The 19,197-nt window shown below is 68.4% G+C and carries 18 protein-coding genes; 4 read left to right on the top strand and 14 right to left on the bottom strand.

Features of this window, described 5'->3' with window-relative positions; genetic code table 11:
• Positions 1 to 172: 172 nt before the first annotated feature.
• From meaB to D7316_RS04650, 3 genes are read right to left on the bottom strand one after another with little or no spacing between them, the layout of a single operon-like run.
• Entirely contained in the window at positions 173 to 1,189 is a 1,017-nt protein-coding gene (gene meaB, locus D7316_RS04660; protein WP_124707249.1) for a methylmalonyl Co-A mutase-associated GTPase MeaB, read from the bottom strand.
• Positions 1,189 to 3,483, bottom strand: coding sequence for a methylmalonyl-CoA mutase (gene scpA, locus D7316_RS04655; protein WP_124707248.1), 2,295 nt, complete (start codon positions 3,481 to 3,483; stop codon positions 1,189 to 1,191). Before scpA ends, meaB begins: the two co-directional genes overlap by 1 nt.
• Positions 3,480 to 5,399 (bottom strand): methylmalonyl-CoA mutase family protein, encoded by a 1,920-nt coding sequence (locus tag D7316_RS04650; RefSeq protein WP_124707247.1) that lies wholly within the window; start codon positions 5,397 to 5,399, stop codon positions 3,480 to 3,482. Before D7316_RS04650 ends, scpA begins: the two co-directional genes overlap by 4 nt.
• Positions 5,400 to 5,526: 127 nt before the next feature.
• Here D7316_RS04650 and D7316_RS04645 point away from each other — a divergent pair, with 127 nt between their 5' ends.
• From D7316_RS04645 to D7316_RS04635, 3 genes are all read left to right on the top strand, one after another.
• Positions 5,527 to 6,294, top strand: a complete 768-nt coding sequence (locus D7316_RS04645; protein WP_408609972.1) for a TVP38/TMEM64 family protein — start codon at positions 5,527 to 5,529, stop codon at positions 6,292 to 6,294.
• A gap of 128 nt (positions 6,295 to 6,422) precedes the next feature.
• A complete protein-coding gene (locus tag D7316_RS04640) occupies positions 6,423 to 7,028 on the top strand; it encodes a hypothetical protein (protein ID WP_124707246.1) in 606 nt (201 codons plus the stop codon).
• Positions 7,025 to 7,615: a hypothetical protein gene (locus D7316_RS04635; protein ID WP_124707245.1), complete on the top strand. Its 591-nt coding sequence runs from the start codon at positions 7,025 to 7,027 to the stop codon at positions 7,613 to 7,615. The genes D7316_RS04640 and D7316_RS04635 overlap by 4 nt, the downstream gene beginning before the upstream one ends.
• On the opposite strand, the gene D7316_RS04630 is transcribed toward D7316_RS04635, so the two are convergent.
• Genes D7316_RS04630 through D7316_RS04620 form a run of 3 tightly spaced genes read right to left on the bottom strand, consistent with a single transcriptional unit; the run spans position 7,612 to position 10,163 of the window.
• Positions 7,612 to 8,856, bottom strand: a complete 1,245-nt coding sequence (locus D7316_RS04630) for an SPFH domain-containing protein (protein WP_408609971.1) — start codon at positions 8,854 to 8,856, stop codon at positions 7,612 to 7,614. The two genes, D7316_RS04635 and D7316_RS04630, sit on opposite strands and share 4 nt — an antisense overlap.
• Positions 8,853 to 9,281, bottom strand: coding sequence for an NfeD family protein (locus D7316_RS04625; RefSeq protein ID WP_124707244.1), 429 nt, complete (start codon positions 9,279 to 9,281; stop codon positions 8,853 to 8,855). The genes D7316_RS04630 and D7316_RS04625 overlap by 4 nt, the downstream gene beginning before the upstream one ends.
• A gap of 51 nt (positions 9,282 to 9,332) precedes the next feature.
• On the bottom strand, positions 9,333 to 10,163 hold the full coding sequence (locus D7316_RS04620) for a DUF3097 domain-containing protein (RefSeq protein ID WP_124707243.1): 831 nt from the start codon (positions 10,161 to 10,163) through the stop codon (positions 9,333 to 9,335).
• A gap of 90 nt (positions 10,164 to 10,253) precedes the next feature.
• On the opposite strand from D7316_RS04620, the gene D7316_RS04615 reads away from it, so the two are divergent.
• A complete protein-coding gene (locus D7316_RS04615; RefSeq protein ID WP_124707242.1) occupies positions 10,254 to 11,063 on the top strand; it encodes a hypothetical protein in 810 nt (269 codons plus the stop codon).
• 28 nt (positions 11,064 to 11,091) lie between these two features.
• Here the strand turns inward: D7316_RS04615 and D7316_RS04610 are convergent, their stop codons facing one another.
• The 8 genes from D7316_RS04610 to D7316_RS04575 all read right to left on the bottom strand — a co-directional run bounded on the left by D7316_RS04610 (position 11,092) and on the right by D7316_RS04575 (position 18,928).
• Entirely contained in the window at positions 11,092 to 11,304 is a 213-nt protein-coding gene (locus D7316_RS04610; RefSeq protein WP_124707241.1) for a hypothetical protein, read from the bottom strand.
• Between the two features lie 139 nt (positions 11,305 to 11,443).
• Positions 11,444 to 12,565 carry a ferrochelatase gene (locus D7316_RS04605; protein ID WP_232016763.1) on the bottom strand — a complete coding sequence of 374 codons (1,122 nt, stop codon included), beginning with the start codon at positions 12,563 to 12,565 and terminating at the stop codon, positions 11,444 to 11,446.
• Entirely contained in the window at positions 12,565 to 13,398 is an 834-nt protein-coding gene (gene inhA, locus D7316_RS04600; RefSeq protein ID WP_124707240.1) for an NADH-dependent enoyl-ACP reductase InhA, read from the bottom strand. The genes D7316_RS04605 and inhA overlap by 1 nt, the downstream gene beginning before the upstream one ends.
• A gap of 37 nt (positions 13,399 to 13,435) precedes the next feature.
• Entirely contained in the window at positions 13,436 to 14,167 is a 732-nt protein-coding gene (gene fabG1, locus D7316_RS04595) for a 3-oxoacyl-ACP reductase FabG1 (protein WP_124707239.1), read from the bottom strand.
• Positions 14,168 to 14,205: 38 nt separating this feature from the next.
• Positions 14,206 to 15,180 (bottom strand): VWA domain-containing protein, encoded by a 975-nt coding sequence (locus D7316_RS04590; RefSeq protein WP_124707238.1) that lies wholly within the window; start codon positions 15,178 to 15,180, stop codon positions 14,206 to 14,208.
• A 7-nt stretch (positions 15,181 to 15,187) separates the two neighbouring features.
• A complete protein-coding gene (locus D7316_RS04585) occupies positions 15,188 to 16,126 on the bottom strand; it encodes a DUF58 domain-containing protein (protein WP_124707237.1) in 939 nt (312 codons plus the stop codon).
• Positions 16,113 to 17,297, bottom strand: coding sequence for an AAA family ATPase (locus tag D7316_RS04580; RefSeq protein WP_124707236.1), 1,185 nt, complete (start codon positions 17,295 to 17,297; stop codon positions 16,113 to 16,115). Before D7316_RS04580 ends, D7316_RS04585 begins: the two co-directional genes overlap by 14 nt.
• 146 nt (positions 17,298 to 17,443) lie before the next feature.
• Positions 17,444 to 18,928 (bottom strand): NlpC/P60 family protein, encoded by a 1,485-nt coding sequence (locus tag D7316_RS04575; protein ID WP_232016762.1) that lies wholly within the window; start codon positions 18,926 to 18,928, stop codon positions 17,444 to 17,446.
• Positions 18,929 to 19,197: the final 269 nt, after the last annotated feature.

The following is a 19,197-nucleotide window of genomic DNA, read 5'->3' as shown; positions in this document are numbered from 1 at the left end:
AGACAGATCCCCACTCACCACCACGCGATCGTGCGCGATCGACCCCCGGCGAGAATCACCCGCGAATTAGGTGATCCTAAGCAAAGTAACAGGTCGGTCTCGGGACGGCCAAGACTGGTGACCTTTTGCACACGTCGTGCCGATCACCGTCGGCGGCGCCCCGCGTGCTGTCTCAGCGCTCGTCGAAGGCTGCCACGATCTGCTGGGCGGCCAGGGCGGGCGTCAGGTCTGCCGAGCGGACCTGTGCCTCGATGTCGCCGCGAATGTCCTTGACCGCCGGGCTGTTCGCCAGTCGGGACAGGACGATGTCGTGGACCATCGCCCACGTCCAGTCGATCTGCTGCTGGTTCCGGCGGGCGGCGAACTGTCCCGCGTCGGTCAGCGTCTTCTTGTGGCGCAGGACGGCATCCCAGTACTCGTCCACACCGGTGTTCTCGATCGCGCTCATCGTCAGCACCGGCGGCACCCAGAGGGCGTCGTGCGGGTAGATCAACTTGAGCGCATTCTTCAACTCGCGCGCCGCACCCTTCGCCTCGGTCAGGTGCTTGCCGTCGGCCTTGTTCACCACGACGACGTCGGCGAGCTCGAGGACACCTTTCTTGATGCCCTGCAACGAATCCCCGGTACGTGCGAGGGTCAGGAAGGTGAAGGTGTCCACCATGTTGGCGACCGTCACCTCGGACTGGCCGACGCCGACCGTCTCGACCAGGACGACGTCGAAACCGGCCGCCTCGACCATCACGATCGTCTCGCGGGTCGCCTTCGCGACACCGCCGAGGGTTCCCGATGTCGGCGACGGCCGGATGTAGGCGTTCTTCGACATCGACAGGCGGCCCATCCGGGTCTTGTCCCCGAGGATCGACCCGCCGGTCCGCGTCGACGAGGGATCCACCGCGAGGACCGCGACCTTGTGCCCCTGCTCGATCAGGTACATGCCGAGCGCCTCGATGGTGGTCGACTTCCCCACCCCTGGCACACCGGTGATGCCGACGCGAAACGACTTGCCCGAGTGCGGGGTCAAGCGCAGCAACAACTCCTGGGCCGCCGCCCGATGATCCGGTCGGGTCGACTCCACCAGCGTGATCGCGCGGGCGAGGTCGGCGCGGCTGTCCGCGAGGATCGCCGCTTCCAGCGCATCGACATCGACGCGGCGCCGCACCGCGGCGCCCGCCCCGGAGCCCTCGTCCATCACTCGGCGGCGACCCCGGCCAGTTCGAGGCCGAGATTGCCCGCGAGTTTGGTGACCAATTCGACCGCGGAGTCGGCGATCACGCTGCCCGGCGGGAAGATCGCGGCCGCACCGGCGTCGTAGAGCTCGGCGAAGTCCCCCGGCGGGATGACCCCACCGACCACGATCATGATGTCCGGCCGGCCGGCGTCGGCGAGCGCCTGCCGGAGCGCGGGCACCAGGGTGAGGTGGCCCGCCGCGAGGGACGAGACGCCGACGACGTGCACGTCGTTGTCCGCGGCCTGCGCCGCGACCTCTTCCGGTGTGGCGAACAACGGGCCCACGTCGACGTCGAAGCCGAGATCCGCGAACGCCGTCGCGATGACCTTCTGACCACGGTCGTGGCCGTCCTGCCCCATCTTGGCGACCAGCACTCGGGGTCGACGGCCCTCGGCCTCACCGAACTGCCGGACGATCTCGGTCGCCGCGTCGACGTTGCTCACCTCGCCCGCCTCATGCCGATACACCCCGCTGATGGTCTTGATCTCCGCTTGGTGGCGACCATAGACCTTTTCCATCGCATCCGAGATCTCGCCGACCGTCGCCTGGTGGCGGGCGGCCTCGATCGCCAACGCCATCAGGTTGTTCTCCATGCCACCCTCGCCGGACGCCGCGGCCCGGGTGAGGTCGGCGAGCGCCGACTGCACCGCGGACTCGTCACGATCGGCCCGCAGGCGTGCGAGCTTCTCCAGTTGCTCGGCGCGCACCTTCGAGTTCTCGACCTTGAGGACCTCGATCTCCTCGTCGTCGTCGACCCGGTACTTGTTCACGCCGACGAGTGGTTGCTGACCCGAGTCGATGCGGGCCTGCGTGCGCGCGGCCGCCTCCTCGATGCGCAGCTTCGGCAGTCCCTCGTTGATGGCCTGGGTCATGCCGCCGGTCTCCTCGACCTCGCGGATGTGCGCACGGGCCTTGTCCGCCAGCTGGTGGGTGAGCCATTCGACGTAATTGGAACCCGCCCACGGGTCGATCGGGCGCGTGGTGCCGGACTCCTGCTGCAACAACAGCTGCGTGTTACGGGCGATGCGCGCGGAGAAGTCGGTCGGCAGGGCGATCGCCTCGTCGAGCGCGTTCGTGTGCAGCGACTGGGTGTGGCCCTGGGTGGCCGCCATCGCCTCGATGCAGGTGCGGGCCACGTTGTTGAACACGTCCTGGGCGGTCAGCGACCAGCCCGATGTCTGCGAATGTGTGCGCAGTGACAACGATTTCGCGTTCTTCGGCGCGAAGTCGGCGACCAGTTCACTCCACAGCAGGCGCGCCGCGCGCAGCTTGGCGACCTCCATGAAGAAGTTCATCCCGATGCCCCAGAAGAACGAGAGGCGCGGTGCGAACTTGTCGATGTCGAGGCCGGCCTCGAGGCCCGCCCGGATGTACTCCACGCCGTCGGCCAGCGTGTAGGCCAACTCGAGATCGGCGGTGGCCCCGGCTTCCTGGATGTGATAGCCCGAGATGGAGATCGAGTTGAACTTGGGCATCTTCTGGCTGGTGTACTCGAAGATGTTCGAGATGATCCGCATCGACGGCTTCGGCGGATAGATGTAGGTGTTGCGGACCATGAACTCTTTGAGGATGTCGTTCTGGATGGTCCCCGCCAGCTTCTCCGGCGGCACCCCCTGCTCCTCGGCGGCCACCACGTAGAGCGCCAGGATCGGCAGGACCGCACCGTTCATCGTCATCGACACCGAGACCGAACCGAGGTCGATGCCGTCGAAGAGCTGCCGCATGTCGAGGATCGAATCGATCGCGACACCGGCCATCCCGACGTCGCCGGCGACCCGCGGATGATCGGAGTCGTAGCCGCGGTGAGTGGCGAGGTCGAACGCGACCGACAGTCCCTTCTGACCGGCCGCGAGGTTGCGGCGGTAGAAGGCGTTCGATTCCGCCGCGGTCGAGAACCCGGCGTACTGACGGATCGTCCACGGCTGGTTGACGTACATCGTCGGGTAGGGCCCGCGGACGAACGGCGCCTCGCCGGGAATCGAGTCGATCGGGTACGGATTGTCGTCGACGGCGGTCACCGCATCCCGGTCGGCGCGGGTGTAGATCGGCCGCACGTCGATCTGTTCCGGTGTGGTCCAGGTGATCTCGTCGACACTCTGCCCCTGCGCCCGGGCGAGCCGGTCGATCGCCGCATCGGCGGCCGGGGTCTCGTCGACCGCGGTGGTGGACAGGTCGACCTCGGCGAAGCTAGGAATCGCGCCGAACGTCTGTCCGGTGTCGGCGGCCTGACGCCGGCTGGGTTCCGTCTGGGTCATGATGTCGCTCCGGCGGTTTCGTGGGTCAGCTGATCGAGCAGATCTCGCAGCGTCGCGACCGCGTCGATGCCGACCCGCAAAGAGCCGTCCGGTCGGTCGTCTGCGTCGGGCCATTCCTTGTCCGGTCCGGCGAGCAGTACCGCGGTGAGCCCCGCGGAACGTGCGGCGGCGAGTGCGGCGATGCCGTCCTCGGCGTAACGCTGCTTGGTGCCGCAGATCACCGCGATGGGCGAACCCGCGTCGGCGACCGCCGCGGCGATGCCGTCGGCGGTGAGCGGACCCGGGTTGACGGCCGAGATGCCGCCCGCGGCAAGCAGGTTCGCGACAAAGGTGGTGCGGCCGTTGTGTTCGGCGACGGAACCGAGGGGCAGCAGGAGCACGGCCGGGCGACGGCCGGTGTCCGCCAGGACGGCGTCGGACCGGTCACGTAGTTCCTCGTAGCCTCGACCGACGCGGGCCAGCCGGGGCGCGCCCAGCGGGACGTCGACGGTGTCGGCGACGTCGGCGCCGAGCGGCTTCTCGTCGAGGTTGGGGAACTCGTTGACGCCGGTGACCGAGGTGCGGCGGTGCGCGACCGACTCGTCGCGACGGGCGAGCGCGGCGCCGACCCGATCGGTGATCCAGCCGGAGTCCAGCGCGGCACGGTATCCGCCCACCGTCTCGATCTCGCCGAACACCGTCCACGCCGCCGACGCGAGCTCGTCGGTGAGCGACTCGACGAACCAGGAACCGCCGGCCGGATCCAGAACGCGGCCGATGTTCGACTCCTCCAGCAACAACAGCTGGGTATTGCGCGCGATACGGCGTGAGAACGCAGCACTCGACGTGCGCCGGTCGGGCGGGATGGCCGCGTCGTAGCCGAGCACGGTGACCTGGTCGGCGCCACCCACGCCGGCACCGAAGGCGGCGATGGTGGTGCGCAGCATGTTCACCCAGGGATCGCGCTGACTCTGCATCGACAGATCGGTGATGCCGTGGGTCACCGCGGCACCGACCTCCGGCGCGCCCACGACCTCGGTCACGCGCGCCCAGATCTTGCGGAGCGCACGGAACTTGGCGATGGTCGCGAACTGGTCGTCGTCGGCGGAGACGGCAAAGGTGATCTGGCGTACCGCATCGGCGGCCGAGAGTCCGGCTGCGGTGAGGTCACGCAGGTGGGTGACCGCGGCGGCGGCGAGCAGTGCGAGTTCGAGTCCGTTGTCGGCGCCCGCGGTGGCGAAGTCGGTGCCGTCCACACGAAACGCCCGGACGCCTGCGGGGACGTCGGTGGCGAGCGCGGTCGCCGCGTCGATGTCCACCGTCGGGCGGCCGGAGAATGTCGCGGTCAGCGGGGACAGTCCCAACGAGGTGATCGTCGCGACCGTGGGTGCGGCTGCCTCCGGTGCGTCGGTGGCGCGCACGCGTGCATCCAGCAGCGCCCGGGCCGCGGTCAACCCGTCGGCGCCGGCGTCGAGGGTCACCGGGATGAGGTCGAGGTAGACGCCCTCGAGGACCGCGGCGAGGTCGTCGGGCGCGATGCCGGCACCGACCGAGAGCCACAGGCCACTCGCTCCGTGGGACAGCGCGTCGAGGATGGACCCGTTGACGTCCGCGACCGGGGTCGCGTCGTCGCCGAATCGTTCGGTCACCCGCCACCCGAGCGCGACGTCGCGGTCCGGGTCGGCACCGCGGACGAACGGAAAGCCGCCGGGCAGTCCCGATTCGGCTGTCTCGTCCTTGCGGGTGTAGAGCGGGCGGATGGTCAGACCGTCGAGGGTGGCGGTCGACAACAATTCTTCGGCCGAGGCCGGCAACTCCTCGACGGTGGACCGCCGGGACTTCGCCAAAACGGCGGTCGCGGCATCCGACCAGGCCTGATAGGCCTCGTCGAGCGACCGGCCGGACCGATCGGATTTCGACGCAGTGGTCTGCGACATGGGGCGTGACACCTCCGTGATGCTCGGGTCGAGCGCGTACCCGACTTTAGCCGAACGCTCGCTCGGCCCCCACATCGAGGGCCGATCGTGAGATATGCCACGGCGTGACGCCGAGTAGAGTGGCGCGGTGCCTCTCGAGTCCGTCACCGCTGCCGACAGTGCGTCGGGATCCGGGAACACGGGATCCGGGAGCACGGGACCCGTCCGGCGCCGGATCGACCGTCGGGTGCTCCGTCGGGCCGGGATGCTGACCGCGGTCGTGGCCGCGGTGCTCATCGGCTCATATCTGATCCCGATGCCCTCGGTGGGCAGCGTGCGGTCCTGGGGTGAGAGTCTCGGGCCGGCCTTCGTCTGGGTGTTCTTCGTCGCCTACGCGGTGGTCACGATCGCGCCCTTCCCCCGGTCGACCTTCACCGTGATGTCCGGGATCTTCTTCGGTCCGGTCGTCGGATTCACCGGCGCCATGATCGCCTCCGCCGTCGCCGCGTTGCTCGCCTTCGGGCTCGTCCGGGTCCTCGGCCGCGACCGGGTTCGGCCGTACCTCAAGAAGCCCGTGGTCCAGGCGGTCGAGTACCGGCTGAGCCGACGCGGCTGGCTGGCCGTCGGATCGCTGCGACTCATCGCCGCCTGCCCGTTCTCCGTGGCCAACTATTGCTCCGGGCTGTCGTCGGTGCGGACGCTCCCCTACTTCGTCGCGAGCGTGCTCGGCATGGCCCCGGGCACCGCCGCCGTGGTGTTCCTCGGCGATGCCCTGACCGGGCAGCGAAACCCACTGCTTCTGCTGCTGAGTGCATCCTTCTTCGCCCTCGGCATCATCGGACTGGTGCTCGACGCGCGACTGCCGGTCCGCTCGGCGCCGGTACCCGAGTCGCTGTCAGCACCGGCACCTGAATGAGGCCCAAGCCCTTGATTGTCACAAATCAAGGCTTCAGACTTGCCTTTTTCCTACCGCCGGCGTGCATCAAGTCAAAACACTTGATATGAAAGTATCAAGCATATAGGCTTGATCGCGGAGGTGATCCGATGTTCGTCCTCACCATCGATCAACGTGGCAGTCGCACTGATGTCGACCGCGTCGTTGATCTCCTCGACACCCTCGCCGACGCCGACCTCCACCGGAAGTTCGAACGAACTGCGGGGGACGAGGTCCAGGCGGTCGCCGACTCGGCGACCGTGGCCGCCCATCTCGCCGTCGACATGGCCGCCGACGGCCACTGGAGTGTCGGCATCGGCGTCGGTGCCGTCGACATCCCACTCCCCTCGTCCACTCGCGCCGGACGCGGGCCCGCGTTCGAGCTCGCGCGGGACGCCGTCGAATCGGCCAAGACCCAGCGCATCCCGCTGACGATCCGCGGCGGCGACCCCCGATGGTCTCGCCACGCCCAGACCGCGGCGCGGATGCTGGCCGACATCGTCGCCGCACGGAGCGATCACGGCACGCGCGCCGTCGAGGTCATGCGGACCGGCGTCACCCAGGCCGAGGGTGCGACGGAGCTCGGCATCTCACCGCAGGCCATGTCGCAACGACTGCGTAGCGCTCGATGGGACATCGACGACGACGCGTATCTCCTCGTGGCCGACCTCCTCGAGAGAGCCGACACGGCTCGGGACAGCGACGGTGCCGCATGACCGCGACAGCGATCGTCCTGCTCGTAGCGACCGCCCTGTCCTCACTCGTCCCGGTGATCGTCCGACGTCGCCTGCGATCCACCCTGGTGGTCGATGCGGTGACCACCGCGGTGATGGTCGGATTCGCGGCGACGGCCGCGGCACTCGCCGCGGACGCCGCACCGGCCCGGGGCGTCGGTGTGGTGGTCGTCGCCTGTGCGGCGATGATCGCCGCCGTCGGCGGCGGCGGGTATGTGGTGCGACTCGTCTTGTGGGCCGGCGGCGCCGACACCCGGGAGCGGGCAAGGGATTCGGCAACCGGCGACGGCGAACACGTCCCGGACGCCGAATCCGAATCCGGCACCGAGGCCGAGGCCGGCCCGCTGCGCGGCGGACGGGTGATCGGCTACCTGGAACGCGCGGCTGTCGCGGCCACCCTGCTGGCGGGCTGGCCGGAGGGACTTGCCGTCATCCTGGCGGTCAAGAGCCTGGCCCGCTATCCGGAACTGCGCGCCCCGCATGCGGGTGAGCAGTTCATCATGGGCACGTTCGCCTCAGTCCTGTGGGCGACGGCGATGGCCGGCGTGGGATTCCTGATCACCCACTAGTCAGCCGAGTGTCGGTTGGGCACAGCGGTTTCCGGAGTCGTCCAGGATTCTTCCCCGGTCTCGTCGTCCGGGGCCGGCGCGGTGACGCGTGCCGCAGGCCTCTCGTAGGAGATCTCCCGCGCGGACCGCGACGTCACCTCGGGTGCAACGGGTGTGCGGGCCACCGCCTCGGCCTCGGCCACGGCCTGTGCCACCTTGGGATCGGAGGCCAGGGAGAACCAGTCCTCGGTGTCGGACTCGTCGATCGCGGTCGGCTCGTCATCGCTCGGCTCGTAGCGGAACACCCCGTCGTCACCCTGCACGCCGAAGGACTTCGCGAAACCCTGTAGCGCCGAGCCGAAGTCGGACGGCACCACCCAGACCTTGTCGCCGTCGCCCTTGGCCATCTCCGGAAGCTGCTGCAGATACTGATAGGCCAGCACCTCCGGGGTTGGCCTGCTGGCCTTGATCGCCGCGAAGGTCTTCTCGATGGCCTTCGCCTCGCCCTGCGCCTTGAGATACGCGGCGGCGCGATCGCCCTGCGCCCGCATGATCCGGGACTGCCGCTCCCCCTCTGCGCTCAGGATCGCCGCCTGCTTGGCACCCTCGGCTGCGAGGATCTGACTTTGTTTGTTGCCTTCGGCCGTCTTGATCGCGGACTCGCGCTGACCTTCGGCGGAGAGGATGGTCGCCCGCTTCTCACGGTCGGCCTTCATCTGCTTCTCCATGGATTCCTGGATGGACGGCGGCGGCATGATGCTCTTCAGCTCGACGCGCGCGACGCGCAGGCCCCATCGTCCGGTCGCCTCGTCCAGGACACCGCGAAGCTGTCCGTTGATGGAATCGCGTGAGGTGAGGGTCTCCTCCAGCGTCATCCCGCCGACGACGTTCCGCAGCGTGGTGATGGTCAGCTGTTCCACACCGACGATGTAGTCGTCGATCTCGTACACCGCCGACCTCGGATTGGTGACCTGGAAATAGACGACGGTGTCGATGGACAGCGTCAGGTTGTCTTCGGTGATCACCGGCTGCGGCGGAAACGACACGACCCGCTCACGGATGTCGACCCGCGCACGGATGCGATCGATGAACGGCAGCAACAGCGTCAACTGACCCGACACCGTGCGCGTGTACCGACCGAGCCGCTCGATGACGGCGGCCTCCGCCTGCGGGATGAGCGCCACCGATTTGACCAGTACGACCACCACCAGCAGCACCAGCAGTGCCAACACGATCAGGCCGACGTATTCCATGGTCCTCATCCCTTCCATACGATGGCGGTGGCGCCATCGATCTGCACCACGGTCACCTCGGTGCCCGGCTCGATCACCTCACCGGCATTCAGCGTTCGTGCCGACCAGATGTCTCCGCCGATCTTCACCCGCCCGTCGTGCTCGTCCACCTGTGCGGTGACCACCGCATGACGGCCCTCCAGAGCCTCGGTGTTGGTCAGCAGTTGCGGGCGATTGAGCATGTGCCGCCGGGCGACCGGCCGGACCACAACCAACAGCAATACCGACACGATCGCGAACACCACGGCGTCCACCCAGATCGGCGGCTCCAGCAGGTAGTCGACCCCGGCCGCGGCCAATGCGCCGCCGCCCAGCATGAGCAGCACGAGATCCCCGCCGAACATCTCCGCGATCACCAGGACGATCGCGGCTGCCAGCCAGAGCAGTGCCGTCATGATTCCAGTGTGCCAGAACCGCCGGAACTGCCGGTTTCTCCGAGATCCGGCTCAGGTGTCGTCGGCGGCGGCGGTCACGAAGTCGATGAGTTCCTCCACCGAACGCAAGAGGTCCACCTCGAGATCGCGGAAGTCATGCACTCCGGCGAGCACGCGCCGCCACCCATCTTGCGGTGTGCCCCAACGCAATTCGCGGCAGATACCCGTCTTCCAGTCCGTGCCGCGCGGAATCCGCGGCCAGGCGGCGATCCGGACCGAGGCAGGCTTGACCGCCTCCCACACGTCGATGTAGGGATGACCGCACACCAGGACGTGCTCGCCGACCTCGCCGGTCAGCCGCATCTCCTTGGAGCCGGCGACGAGATGATCCACCAGGACGCCGGCCCGACGATGGGCCGCCGGACCGAACTCCTCGAGGCGTGCCGCAAGATTGTCGAGTCCGTCCAGGCTCTCCACCACCACGCCCTCGGCACGGAGGTCGGCACCCCAGACGCGTTCGACGAGAGTCGCGTCGTGCACCCCCTCCACGAAGATCCGGCTCGCGCGCGCGGTCCGGGCGCGCGACCGCGGTGCAGCCCGCGAACCGGACGCCGTCGTGGTCGCGGCCTGCGGTCCGCGGGTCCGTGGCCGGACGAGCGTCACCGCCCGGCCGTCGATGAGAAACGCGGCGGGCAGCATCAGGAACACCCGGGTCGCGCCGCGTCGGTCCTCCAGCCGCACGAGGTCGCCGGAGTAGCTCTTCTCCAGACCGACGACCGCGCCGCAGAATCCGGTGGCCGCGTCCTCGACGACGAGGTCGCGTTCCGCGGCCACCTCGGGCGCGCGGGGCTTCGCCCGGCGCGGATTCGCCAGCACATCTCGTCCATAACGGTCATCGGTCACGGTGAGACACCGTAGGACCCGGAGCGGCCAACCGTGCAGAGCCACGCCGGGTTACCCCGAATCCGAGCACTCGCCTATCGTGGAAAACCTATGACCAGCACCGACCTCATCGCTTCCGGCCCACCGGCGTGGCCGGGCTGCGCGCTCGGCGCGTGGGCGGCGGCCTGGCTGGGCGGTCGCTGCGCACCCGACGACGTCACCGACACCCTGACCGAGTTCGCCGCCCGCCACGACGTCGTCGATCCCGGGGACGTCCTGGGTGGCTCGGGCGCCGACGCCCGCCTGGGTCTGTTGTCACTGATGCGTCGCGCCGGACGGATCGAGGTGCGTCTGCCGACCGCGGGTGACCCGCAGGGACTGCCGCCCGATGCCGCCACGCGGGCGGCGCTCGAGGCGGGCGAGACCCTCCTGATCCATGGAGAACAAGGCAACGACCTCCCCCTCGCCCTGATCCCGACACTCGTCGGGGACACCTGCCGGTGGACGGTGCACCGGTACTCCACATCGGTGCCGGTCGGCCGACCCGATCCGCTCGGCCAGGTGGAATACGATCTGCGCGAGACGATCCGGGAAACGGCCACACTCATCGGCGAGCTCGGCAGCGGAGGGATCCGACTGTCGGGCACCGACCTGCGGAGCGCGCTGGCCGCCCTGACGGTCCGCCATCAGGTGACCCTGCCGCCCCACGACGACGTCCGCGCCACACGCGTCATCGACTCGGCCGCCCAGGTCGAGGCGATCGTGACGTTGGCGGGTGCGCAGACGCCGACGTTCGGGATGACGGCGCGGCATGTGGCGACCGGGGACGCACGGTTACGGCAACTGGCCGCACTCGCGCGTGCCGCACGGGCGACGGCGGTCAATCAGGTGATCCGCGAATACGCCGCACCCGAGCGCTGAGGCTGCCGGCCGCCACACGCCGGCAGCGTCACTCGGCGAGTTTCGCCACCGCCTGCGCCCACAGGAAGTACTTGTTGGTCCCGAGATCCTTGACGGTCTTGATGCCGAACGCCTGCGCGAGGAGTTCGGCGTCGGAGTCACTCACGCCCTGCAGCGCGGCCACCGGGGCATTCGCCAGGTCGTCGATGGGCTTGTCTTCGTAGGCCTTGTCGAACTTGTCTGCCAGCGCCAATGCACTCATCTCCTGTGATGTGTTCGGACCGGCCACGGTCGTCGGTGCCGCGACCTTCCGCCAGGATGGCAGCTCGTCGCCGATCGCGCCACAATGCTGGTCAGGGTGCGTCGAAATCTGTTGGCACCACAGAGAAATCGCTCATGATTCAGGACGTGCGCGCATTACCCGGGGATGGCCGGGCGCCGCGGACCGGCACACAGCAGTCCGGCCGGCAGGTCCGGCCGTTGTCCCCGCAGCCGAGGGCGCGCACATCGCCGCCGCCATCGGCGTATCGCTCGATCAGGTCCGCGATCATCTCGATGAACCGTGCGTCGGTACCCACGGTGTCGGCACGGACATAGTCCATCCCGAGTCGTCGGGCCACCTCCGACGCCTCGTTGTCGAGGTCCCAGATGACCTCGAGATGGTCCGACACGAATCCGACGGGATAAACGATCACCTGTTGAACGCCTTGTGCAGCAATATTTTCCAGGTGATCACAGATATCCGGCTCCAGCCACGGGATCTGCGGCGGGCCGGAGCGCGACTGCCACACCTGATCGAAATCGCCGTAGCCGACCTCGGCTGCCACCGACACCGACGCGGCATACACCTCCGCCGAGTAGAGACCGCCGCCGTCGGCGGCCGGACCCGCAGCCCGATCGGCCGAGGTCGGCACCGAATGCGCGGTGAACACCAGACGCGGTTCCCCCTCGCCGCCGGGCAGGTCGTCGCGCGCCCGCCGCACGGCGTCGGCGCCTGCCGCGACGAACGCGGGTTCGTCCCAGTACTGCGGCAGCTTCCGCAGCAGCATCGGATCACGCACACTCGCCGGTTCGGACTCCCGGAGGGCATCGATCGCGCGGGCGATGTCCTCGTGATACTGACGACATCCCGAGTAGCCGGCCCAGGCCGAGGTCGGGAACACCAGCACCCGACGATGACCGTCCCGATACATCTGTGCGAGCGTCTGCTCGACCATCGGATGCCAGTTGCGGTTGCCGAAATAGACCGGGAGATCCCTACCGCGGTCCGCCAGCGCCGACCGGAGTGCGTCGATCATGGCGAGGTTGAGCCGGTTGATCGGCGACACCCCGTCGAAGTGCAGGTAGTGCTCGGCGACCGCGGCAAGGCGCTCGCGCGGCACCCCTCGGCCCCGGGTGACGTTCTCCAGGAACGGCATCACGTCGTCCGGCCCGTCCGGTCCGCCGAAGCTCAGGAACAGGACGGCGTCGAACCGCGTCGGTGCGAGCACCGCGGACGGGGATGACTGCGTGGATTCGTCCACTAGCCGGTGAAGTTCTCCGGGAACCAGGTGTTGTGGCTCGCGCCACCGTCGACGTAGACGATCGACCCGGTGGTGCCGGGCAGCCAGTCGGACAGCAACGCGCACACCGACTTCGCGACCACGGTCGGGTCGTCGACGTCCCAGCCGATCGGCGAGGCGCCGTCCCAGTAGGTGTTGAGCATGGTGAGCTGCTTGGCGTCGTCGGTCGCGGTACCGGCGATGGCCTTGGCGGCCAAGGTCTTGATCGGACCCGCGGCGACGAGGTTCGACCGGATCCTCTTGGCGGTGCCCACTTCCCGCGCGACGTAGCGGTTGACGGACTCCAGCGCGGCCTTCGCGACGCCCATCCAGTTGTAGTACGGCAGTGCGGTGCGGGGGTCGAAGTCCATACCGACGATCGAACCGCCCTCGTTCATCGCGGGCAGCACCGCGCGGGCCAGCGACGCATAGCTCCACGCCGAGATCTCGAACGCTTTGGCCGCGTCGGGACCCGGTCCCTCGAGGAACGGCTTGGCCTCGGGACCCATCAGCGTGCGCGGCGCGAAGGCGATCGAGTGCATTACGCCGTCGATCCCCTCCGGCGCCAATTCCTTCACCTTGTCGGCGAGACCGGCGAGGTCGTCCTCGTTGGTGATGTCGAGACCGATCGCGGGCGGCACCTCCTGTGGCAGCCGCTTGGCGATCCGATCGATCAACCGAAGCCGCTCGGGGATACCGGTGATGATCACCTTGGCGCCCTGCTCCTGCGCCATCGCCGCCGCGTGGAAGGCGATCGAGGCGTCGGTGATGATGCCGGTGATGAGGACTGTCTTGCCGTCGAGAATTCCGGTCACGGGTTCACTCCTGGTGTGTGATGGTCGAGGTGGAAGGTCAGTTGCCCATGCCCATGCCGCCGTCGACGGGGATGACGGCGCCGGTGATGTAGTTGCCCTGGTCCGAGGCGAGGAAACTGATCGCCGCCGCGACGTCCTCCGGAGCCCCGACACGGCCGAGCGGAATGGCCTGCTTGGCCATCTCGACGTAGCGGTCCTCCATGGCGGCGGTCATGTCCGTCTCGATGAATCCGGGCGCGACGACATTCGCGGTGATGTTGCGCGATCCCAGCTCGCGGGCGATCGAGCGGGCCAGTCCGATCAATCCCGCCTTGGACGCGGCGTAGTTGGCCTGACCCGGGATACCCGACGTGGCGACGACGGACCCGAGGAAGATCATGCGTCCCCACTTGGCGCGCTGCATACCTTTGGTGGCTCGCTTGGCGCACCGGAACGCGCCGGTCAGATTGGCGTCGACGACCTTCTCGAAGGACTCCTCCGAGAGCCGCATGAGCAGCATGTTGTCGGTGATGCCCGCGTTGGCGACCAGGACCTCCACCGGGCCCTGGTGTTCGGCGACCTCATCGAAGGCCCGCTCCACCGAGGCGTTGTCGGTGACGTCGCACTGCACCCCGAAGAGCCCGTCGGGAGCACCCGAACCACGGTGGGTCACGGCCACCTTGTGGCCGTCGGCGGCGAGCCGGCGCGCTACGGCGAGGCCGATCCCGCGGTTGCCGCCGGTCACCAGGACCGAACGGGACACCTGCTGAGCTTCGTTGCTGTCTGCCATGGAGGCCAACCTATCGCTTCGTCGGATCCGGGGAACTGTCAGGGCAGACGCCGGTTGATGGCCAGCGCGGCGAATGCCGACAGCAGCGCCAACAAGGTACCGGCGATCAACCAAGGCCGAGAATTGTCGCCCCGGCGTTTCTCGTATCCGATCTGTTGCTGCAGGGTCTCGTAGACCTTGTTCAGCTCGTCGAGGCTGGCCGCGGTGAAGAACTGCCCGCCACTGAGATTCGCGATCTTGCGCAGCGACTCGTCGTCGACCGGAACCGGGACCTGATCGCCTTCCAGGTCGACCGTGCCGCTCATGGTGCCGAACGAGATCGTCGAGATGGGGATCTTCTCCTCTTTGGCCTTGCGCGCGGCCGTGAACGCCCCGCGCGGGTCGTCCGGGTCGTCGGGCACCGTCTCCTTGCCGTCGGAGAGCAGCACGATGCGGGCCGGGGGCGCCGCGGCGTCGCCGCCGAGGACCGCGTTGAGGGTCTTGATCTGCTGGATCGCGGCGAAGATGCCCTCACCGGTCGCGGTCTTGTCGTCGAGCCGCAACTTGTCGACGGCCTCCTTGGTCGCGTTGTGGTCCGGTGTCGGCGACACCAACGTCGACGCCGTGCCGGCGTAGGAGATCAGGCCGAGATTGATGCCGTCGGTGAGTTCGTCGGCGAACGTCCGCGCCGCGGCCTGGGCCGCCTTGATCCGCGACGGCGACACATCGGTCGCGTTCATCGAACGGGACACGTCCATCACCAGGATCACCGTCGCCTTGTTACGCGGCACACGACGATCGGCCTGTGGTGCGGCGACCGCGACGACGAGCAGGAACAACGAGACCAGCAACAGCGCGATCGGTACGTGCCGCCAGCGGTTGCGTTGTTGCGGCGCAACCTGGTTCAGCAGATCCAGATTCGCGAACTTCAGTGCCCGCTTGCGGCGTAACCGCTGGACGTAGACATAGGCCGCGGCCAGTCCGGCCACGACCAGGAGCAGCAGGAGCCACCAGGGGCTCGCCAGGAACGACACGTCCGCGTCACCCGACCCCGGCGGCCAGACCGCGACGGCGTTGAGCGACGAACTTGACCGTGTCGGTGATCCAGTCGCGATCGGTGGACAGGCTCAGCACCGGGCCACCACAACTGCGGACCGTCCGGTGCACTTTCTGTTGATGGGCTCTGGCCGCCGCGGCGAAGTCGCGGCGCACCGCCGGCGTGACGGTGATGTCGCGGACCTCGCCGGACTCCGCGTCGGCGAGCGTGACCTCACCGATGTCCGGGAGTTCCAGGTCGCGGGGGTCGAGTACCTCGACCGCGAGCAATTCGTGGTGGGCACCGATGGCACGCAGCGAGCGCTCCCAGTCGATCGGACCGAGGAAGTCGCTGATGATCACCGCGAGTCCGCGGCGCCGCTGCGGTCGACGCAGGGCCTCGATCCCCGCGTGCAGATCGCCGCGGACCCCGGTGGACGCGCGGGTGGTCGTCGCGATCGCCTTCAGCAGGTTCTGGGCGTGCGCCCGGCCGCTGCGCGCAGGCACCCGCACCAGCTGATCGCCGGTCACCACGATGGCACCGTGGCGGTTGCCACCGCCCGACGTCAGATGCACGAGGGCGGCCGCGGCAGCCACCGCCAGATCACGTTTGGTGCAGTTGACCGTGCCGAAATCCAGGCTCGCCGACACGTCCACCACCAACCATGTCTCGAGTTCGCGGTCGGCGATCATCTGCCGTACGTGCGGTTGGGTGGTGCGCGCGGTCACCGACCATTCCATCCGGCGGATGTCGTCGCCGGGCTGATAGGCCCGCGCCTCACCGGGTTCGGACCCCGGACCCGGGATCAGGCCGAGGTGTTCCCCCTGCAGCACGCCGTCGAGCTTGCGACGCACGGTCAGCTCCAGTGTCTTGAGCGCAGCGGTCAACTGCGGTTCGGACAACAGGCCGGCGCCGAGCGACGGCAGGTCACTATTGGCCGGCATACCGTGGCGAGGCCTGGTTCACCGCGGCACCGTTGGGCTGACCCGGATACTGTTGCGGCGCCTGCTGATTCGGCGGTTGCTGGTTACCGGCGGACGGACCGGCCGGCTGTGCCGGATAGCCCCCCGACGGGGCAACCGGTTGGGCGCCCACCTGTGGCAGACCCACGGTCTGCAGCACGCGGGTGATGACCTGGTCGGCATCGACCTCGTCGGCCAGCGCGTCGTAGCTGAGCACCAGTCGATGCCGCAGCACGTCGGGCACGATCTCGACCACGTCCTGCGGGATCACGTAATCCCGTCCGCGCACCAGCGCGAGCGCCCGTGCGGCCGCCACGATGCCGAGGGTCGCGCGCGGCGACGCACCATAGGACAGCCAGGCGGCGACGTCGGTCAGTCCGAGTTCGGCCGGCCGGCGCGTGGCGTTGATGACGCGGACGACGTAGTCGACCAGCGCGTGATGGACGAACACGTTCGCCGCGGTCCGCTGGAGCCGGATCATCGTCTCCGGGTCGAGGACCTGCGATGCCGACGGGGGCACGTTGCCCATCCGATAGACGATCTCGCGCTCTTCCTCGACCGTCGGGTAGTCGACGAGGACCTTGAACAGGAACCGGTCGCGCTGCGCCTCGGGCAGCGGATAGACGCCCTCGTTCTCGATCGGGTTCTGCGTGGCCATGACCAGGAACGGATCGGGCATCGCGTAGGTGGTCCCGCCGATCGACACGTGCCGCTCGGCCATCACCTCCAGCAACGCCGACTGCACCTTGGCCGGCGCACGGTTGATCTCGTCGGCGAGCAGGAAGTTCGCGACCACCGGACCGAGTTCGGTGTCGAACTCCTCACGGCCCTGCCGGTAGATCCGGGTGCCGATGAGGTCGGTCGGGACGAGGTCGGGCGTGAACTGGACGCGCGAGAACGATCCGCCGACAACGGTCGCGAACGTCTCGACGGCAAGCGTCTTCGCCACGCCCGGCACACCTTCGAGGAGAATGTGTCCGCGGGCCAGGAGTCCGACGAGGATGCGCTCGACGAGCTCGTCCTGCCCGACGATGACCCGTTTCACCTCGTAGATCGCGCGTTCGAGCAGCTTGACGTCGCTGTCGGACAGAGTGACCGATCCGTCGCGGCCGGCTCCGCCCGCGGGGTCGGCAGGGGGATGCGATGAGGTCAACCGGTGCTCCTGTTCGTCTACGGGGCGCAGCAATGTGGGGCGGCCTGTCGTGTCGCTGCCAGCGTAGTCGCGTTGTCTGAAATGCGGCCAAGAAGGGTCGCCCGCGTCGACCCTACGGCCGACGACACCATCCGCGCGACGCGGACTCAGAGCAGACGCACGACGTTGGGCATGGCACCCGCGGTACGCAACGGCGAGACCTTCACGACGTCACCCGACTGCGGCGCCTCGACCATCTTGTTGTCACCGAGGTAGAGCGCCACGTGCTGACTGGCGTTGGGTCCGTAGAAGATCATGTCGCCACGACGCATCTGCGACAACGGGAACTGCGGACCAGAGGTGTACTGGTAGCCGGTGTAGTGCGGCAGATCGATGCCGACCCCCGCGAAGGCGTAGATCATCAACCCGGAGCAGTCGAAACCGGTCTTGTTGTAGTCGCCGTAGCTGTCCGCCACGCCACCGTCGCGGATACCCCGGGTCGGACCGTTGCCGTCGCCGCCGCCCCACGCATAGGGGACGTTGAGCTGGGACAGCGCCCGGTTGACGGTGATCTCCACCGCCTGCGGACCACGCAGGCCCGGCCGGACCATGCCACCGCCGCCGCCCGACGAACTGCCGAACAGCGATCCGAGACTGCCGGTGCTCAGCGTCGAACTGAGTGAGTCGGCGCCGCTGCCGGTCATGTCGGACCCGCCGATACCGAGTTCGTCGAGGAGCTGCGAATGCGGCAGCTGCTGGCGCCCGACGACGCCTGCGAGGACCTTCTGCCCGACGTCGAGGGCGAGCTTCGCCGCGGCCTCGGCGGCAACGGCGAGCGCCTGGTTGTCGCCGCCGGTCCCGGGGGCCGCCGGCGTCCCCGGGGTCGAGGGGGTGCCGGGTGACTCGGGGAAAAGGTTCTTCAGGAGGTCGTTGACGGTCGGGTCGGCGACCTCACGCCGGGGCGCGACCCCGCGGATCTTGTCGAGGGACGCCTGCACCTTGTCGCGTTGGCGCATGAGATCGGTGCGACGCTGCTGCTCGGACGCTGCGGCTGTGCGCGCCTGCGCGACGGCGGCGAGCGCGTCGTCCTTGCGGGTGGCGGCGCTCTTGGTCGCGAAGGCGGCCTGGCGCTTGGTGGCCTGCACGGCGGCCACGCGGTTGGCCTGTTGGTTGCGGGCGACCTGTAGTCGCTCGATGGTGTCGCGTTGCTGCTTGCCGACCCGGTCGAGCACGGTGATCCGGTCGAGCACGGACTGCGGGTTGTCGGAGGACACGTAATTCGACATCGAGCCCTGTGCGCTGCCCTGCCGGTAGACGTCGCGCGCGAACTTGTCGAAGGATTCCTGCGCCCGGGCGACCCGACGCGCGGCTTCGTCGAGCGAGCGCTTCGCCGAGCCGGCCGCAACGGTCGCGAGGTTCTGGGCCGCCACCGAGTTCTGGTAGTCGACGAGCGCGCGGTTGACGTTCTCCTGCCGGACCGCGACCGCGTTGTCGAGGTCGGCGATGTTCTGATTGGCCTTGGCGATCTGGTTGATCAGTCCCGACACCCCGGATTGACCGCGCGGCGCCGCATTCGCCTGGCCGGCACCGATCGCGCCGAGGACGACGATCACCATCAGCGCGCAGAGGCGGGCCAGTGGTGGCGTCGACATTCGGCCCCCACGCGCCACACCGGTATTAGCTCGCCTCACCAGTTCTCCCTTGTCGTTCGCGGCAAACCCCGCCACATCCGCACCGTTTGCGACGTTGGTGCCTGTCCGATCCCGACCGCGTACTCGACCTGCACCATGCATCACATGCGGTGCCGCCCATAACTTGGGCACCACACGTGACAACAGAACCGTACGTCACATCGGACACATCGGAAAACAAACGTCACGAATTACATTGGGGTGATTACCTGCGAAAATGCTGTGAACTG

This window comes from Gordonia insulae, from assembly GCF_003855095.1.
In the GTDB taxonomy this organism is placed as follows: domain Bacteria; phylum Actinomycetota; class Actinomycetes; order Mycobacteriales; family Mycobacteriaceae; genus Gordonia; species Gordonia insulae.
The sequence above is the reverse complement of the archived record's forward strand: the minus strand, read 5'-3'. Positions and strand labels throughout refer to the sequence as shown.

Coding starts and splice junctions, on each gene's coding strand:
- meaB (WP_124707249.1), bottom strand. CDS start 1,189: ATGGACGAGGGCTCCGGGGCGGGCGCCGCGGTGCGGCGCCGCGTCGAT.
- scpA (WP_124707248.1), bottom strand. CDS start 3,483: ATGACCCAGACGGAACCCAGCCGGCGTCAGGCCGCCGACACCGGACAG.
- D7316_RS04650 (WP_124707247.1), bottom strand. CDS start 5,399: ATGTCGCAGACCACTGCGTCGAAATCCGATCGGTCCGGCCGGTCGCTC.
- D7316_RS04640 (WP_124707246.1), top strand. CDS start 6,423: ATGTTCGTCCTCACCATCGATCAACGTGGCAGTCGCACTGATGTCGAC.
- D7316_RS04635 (WP_124707245.1), top strand. CDS start 7,025: ATGACCGCGACAGCGATCGTCCTGCTCGTAGCGACCGCCCTGTCCTCA.
- D7316_RS04630 (WP_408609971.1), bottom strand. CDS start 8,856: ATGAGGACCATGGAATACGTCGGCCTGATCGTGTTGGCACTGCTGGTG.
- D7316_RS04625 (WP_124707244.1), bottom strand. CDS start 9,281: ATGACGGCACTGCTCTGGCTGGCAGCCGCGATCGTCCTGGTGATCGCG.
- D7316_RS04615 (WP_124707242.1), top strand. CDS start 10,254: ATGACCAGCACCGACCTCATCGCTTCCGGCCCACCGGCGTGGCCGGGC.
- D7316_RS04610 (WP_124707241.1), bottom strand. CDS start 11,304: ATGAGTGCATTGGCGCTGGCAGACAAGTTCGACAAGGCCTACGAAGAC.
- fabG1 (WP_124707239.1), bottom strand. CDS start 14,167: ATGGCAGACAGCAACGAAGCTCAGCAGGTGTCCCGTTCGGTCCTGGTG.
- D7316_RS04585 (WP_124707237.1), bottom strand. CDS start 16,126: ATGCCGGCCAATAGTGACCTGCCGTCGCTCGGCGCCGGCCTGTTGTCC.
- D7316_RS04575 (WP_232016762.1), bottom strand. CDS start 18,928: ATGTCGACGCCACCACTGGCCCGCCTCTGCGCGCTGATGGTGATCGTC.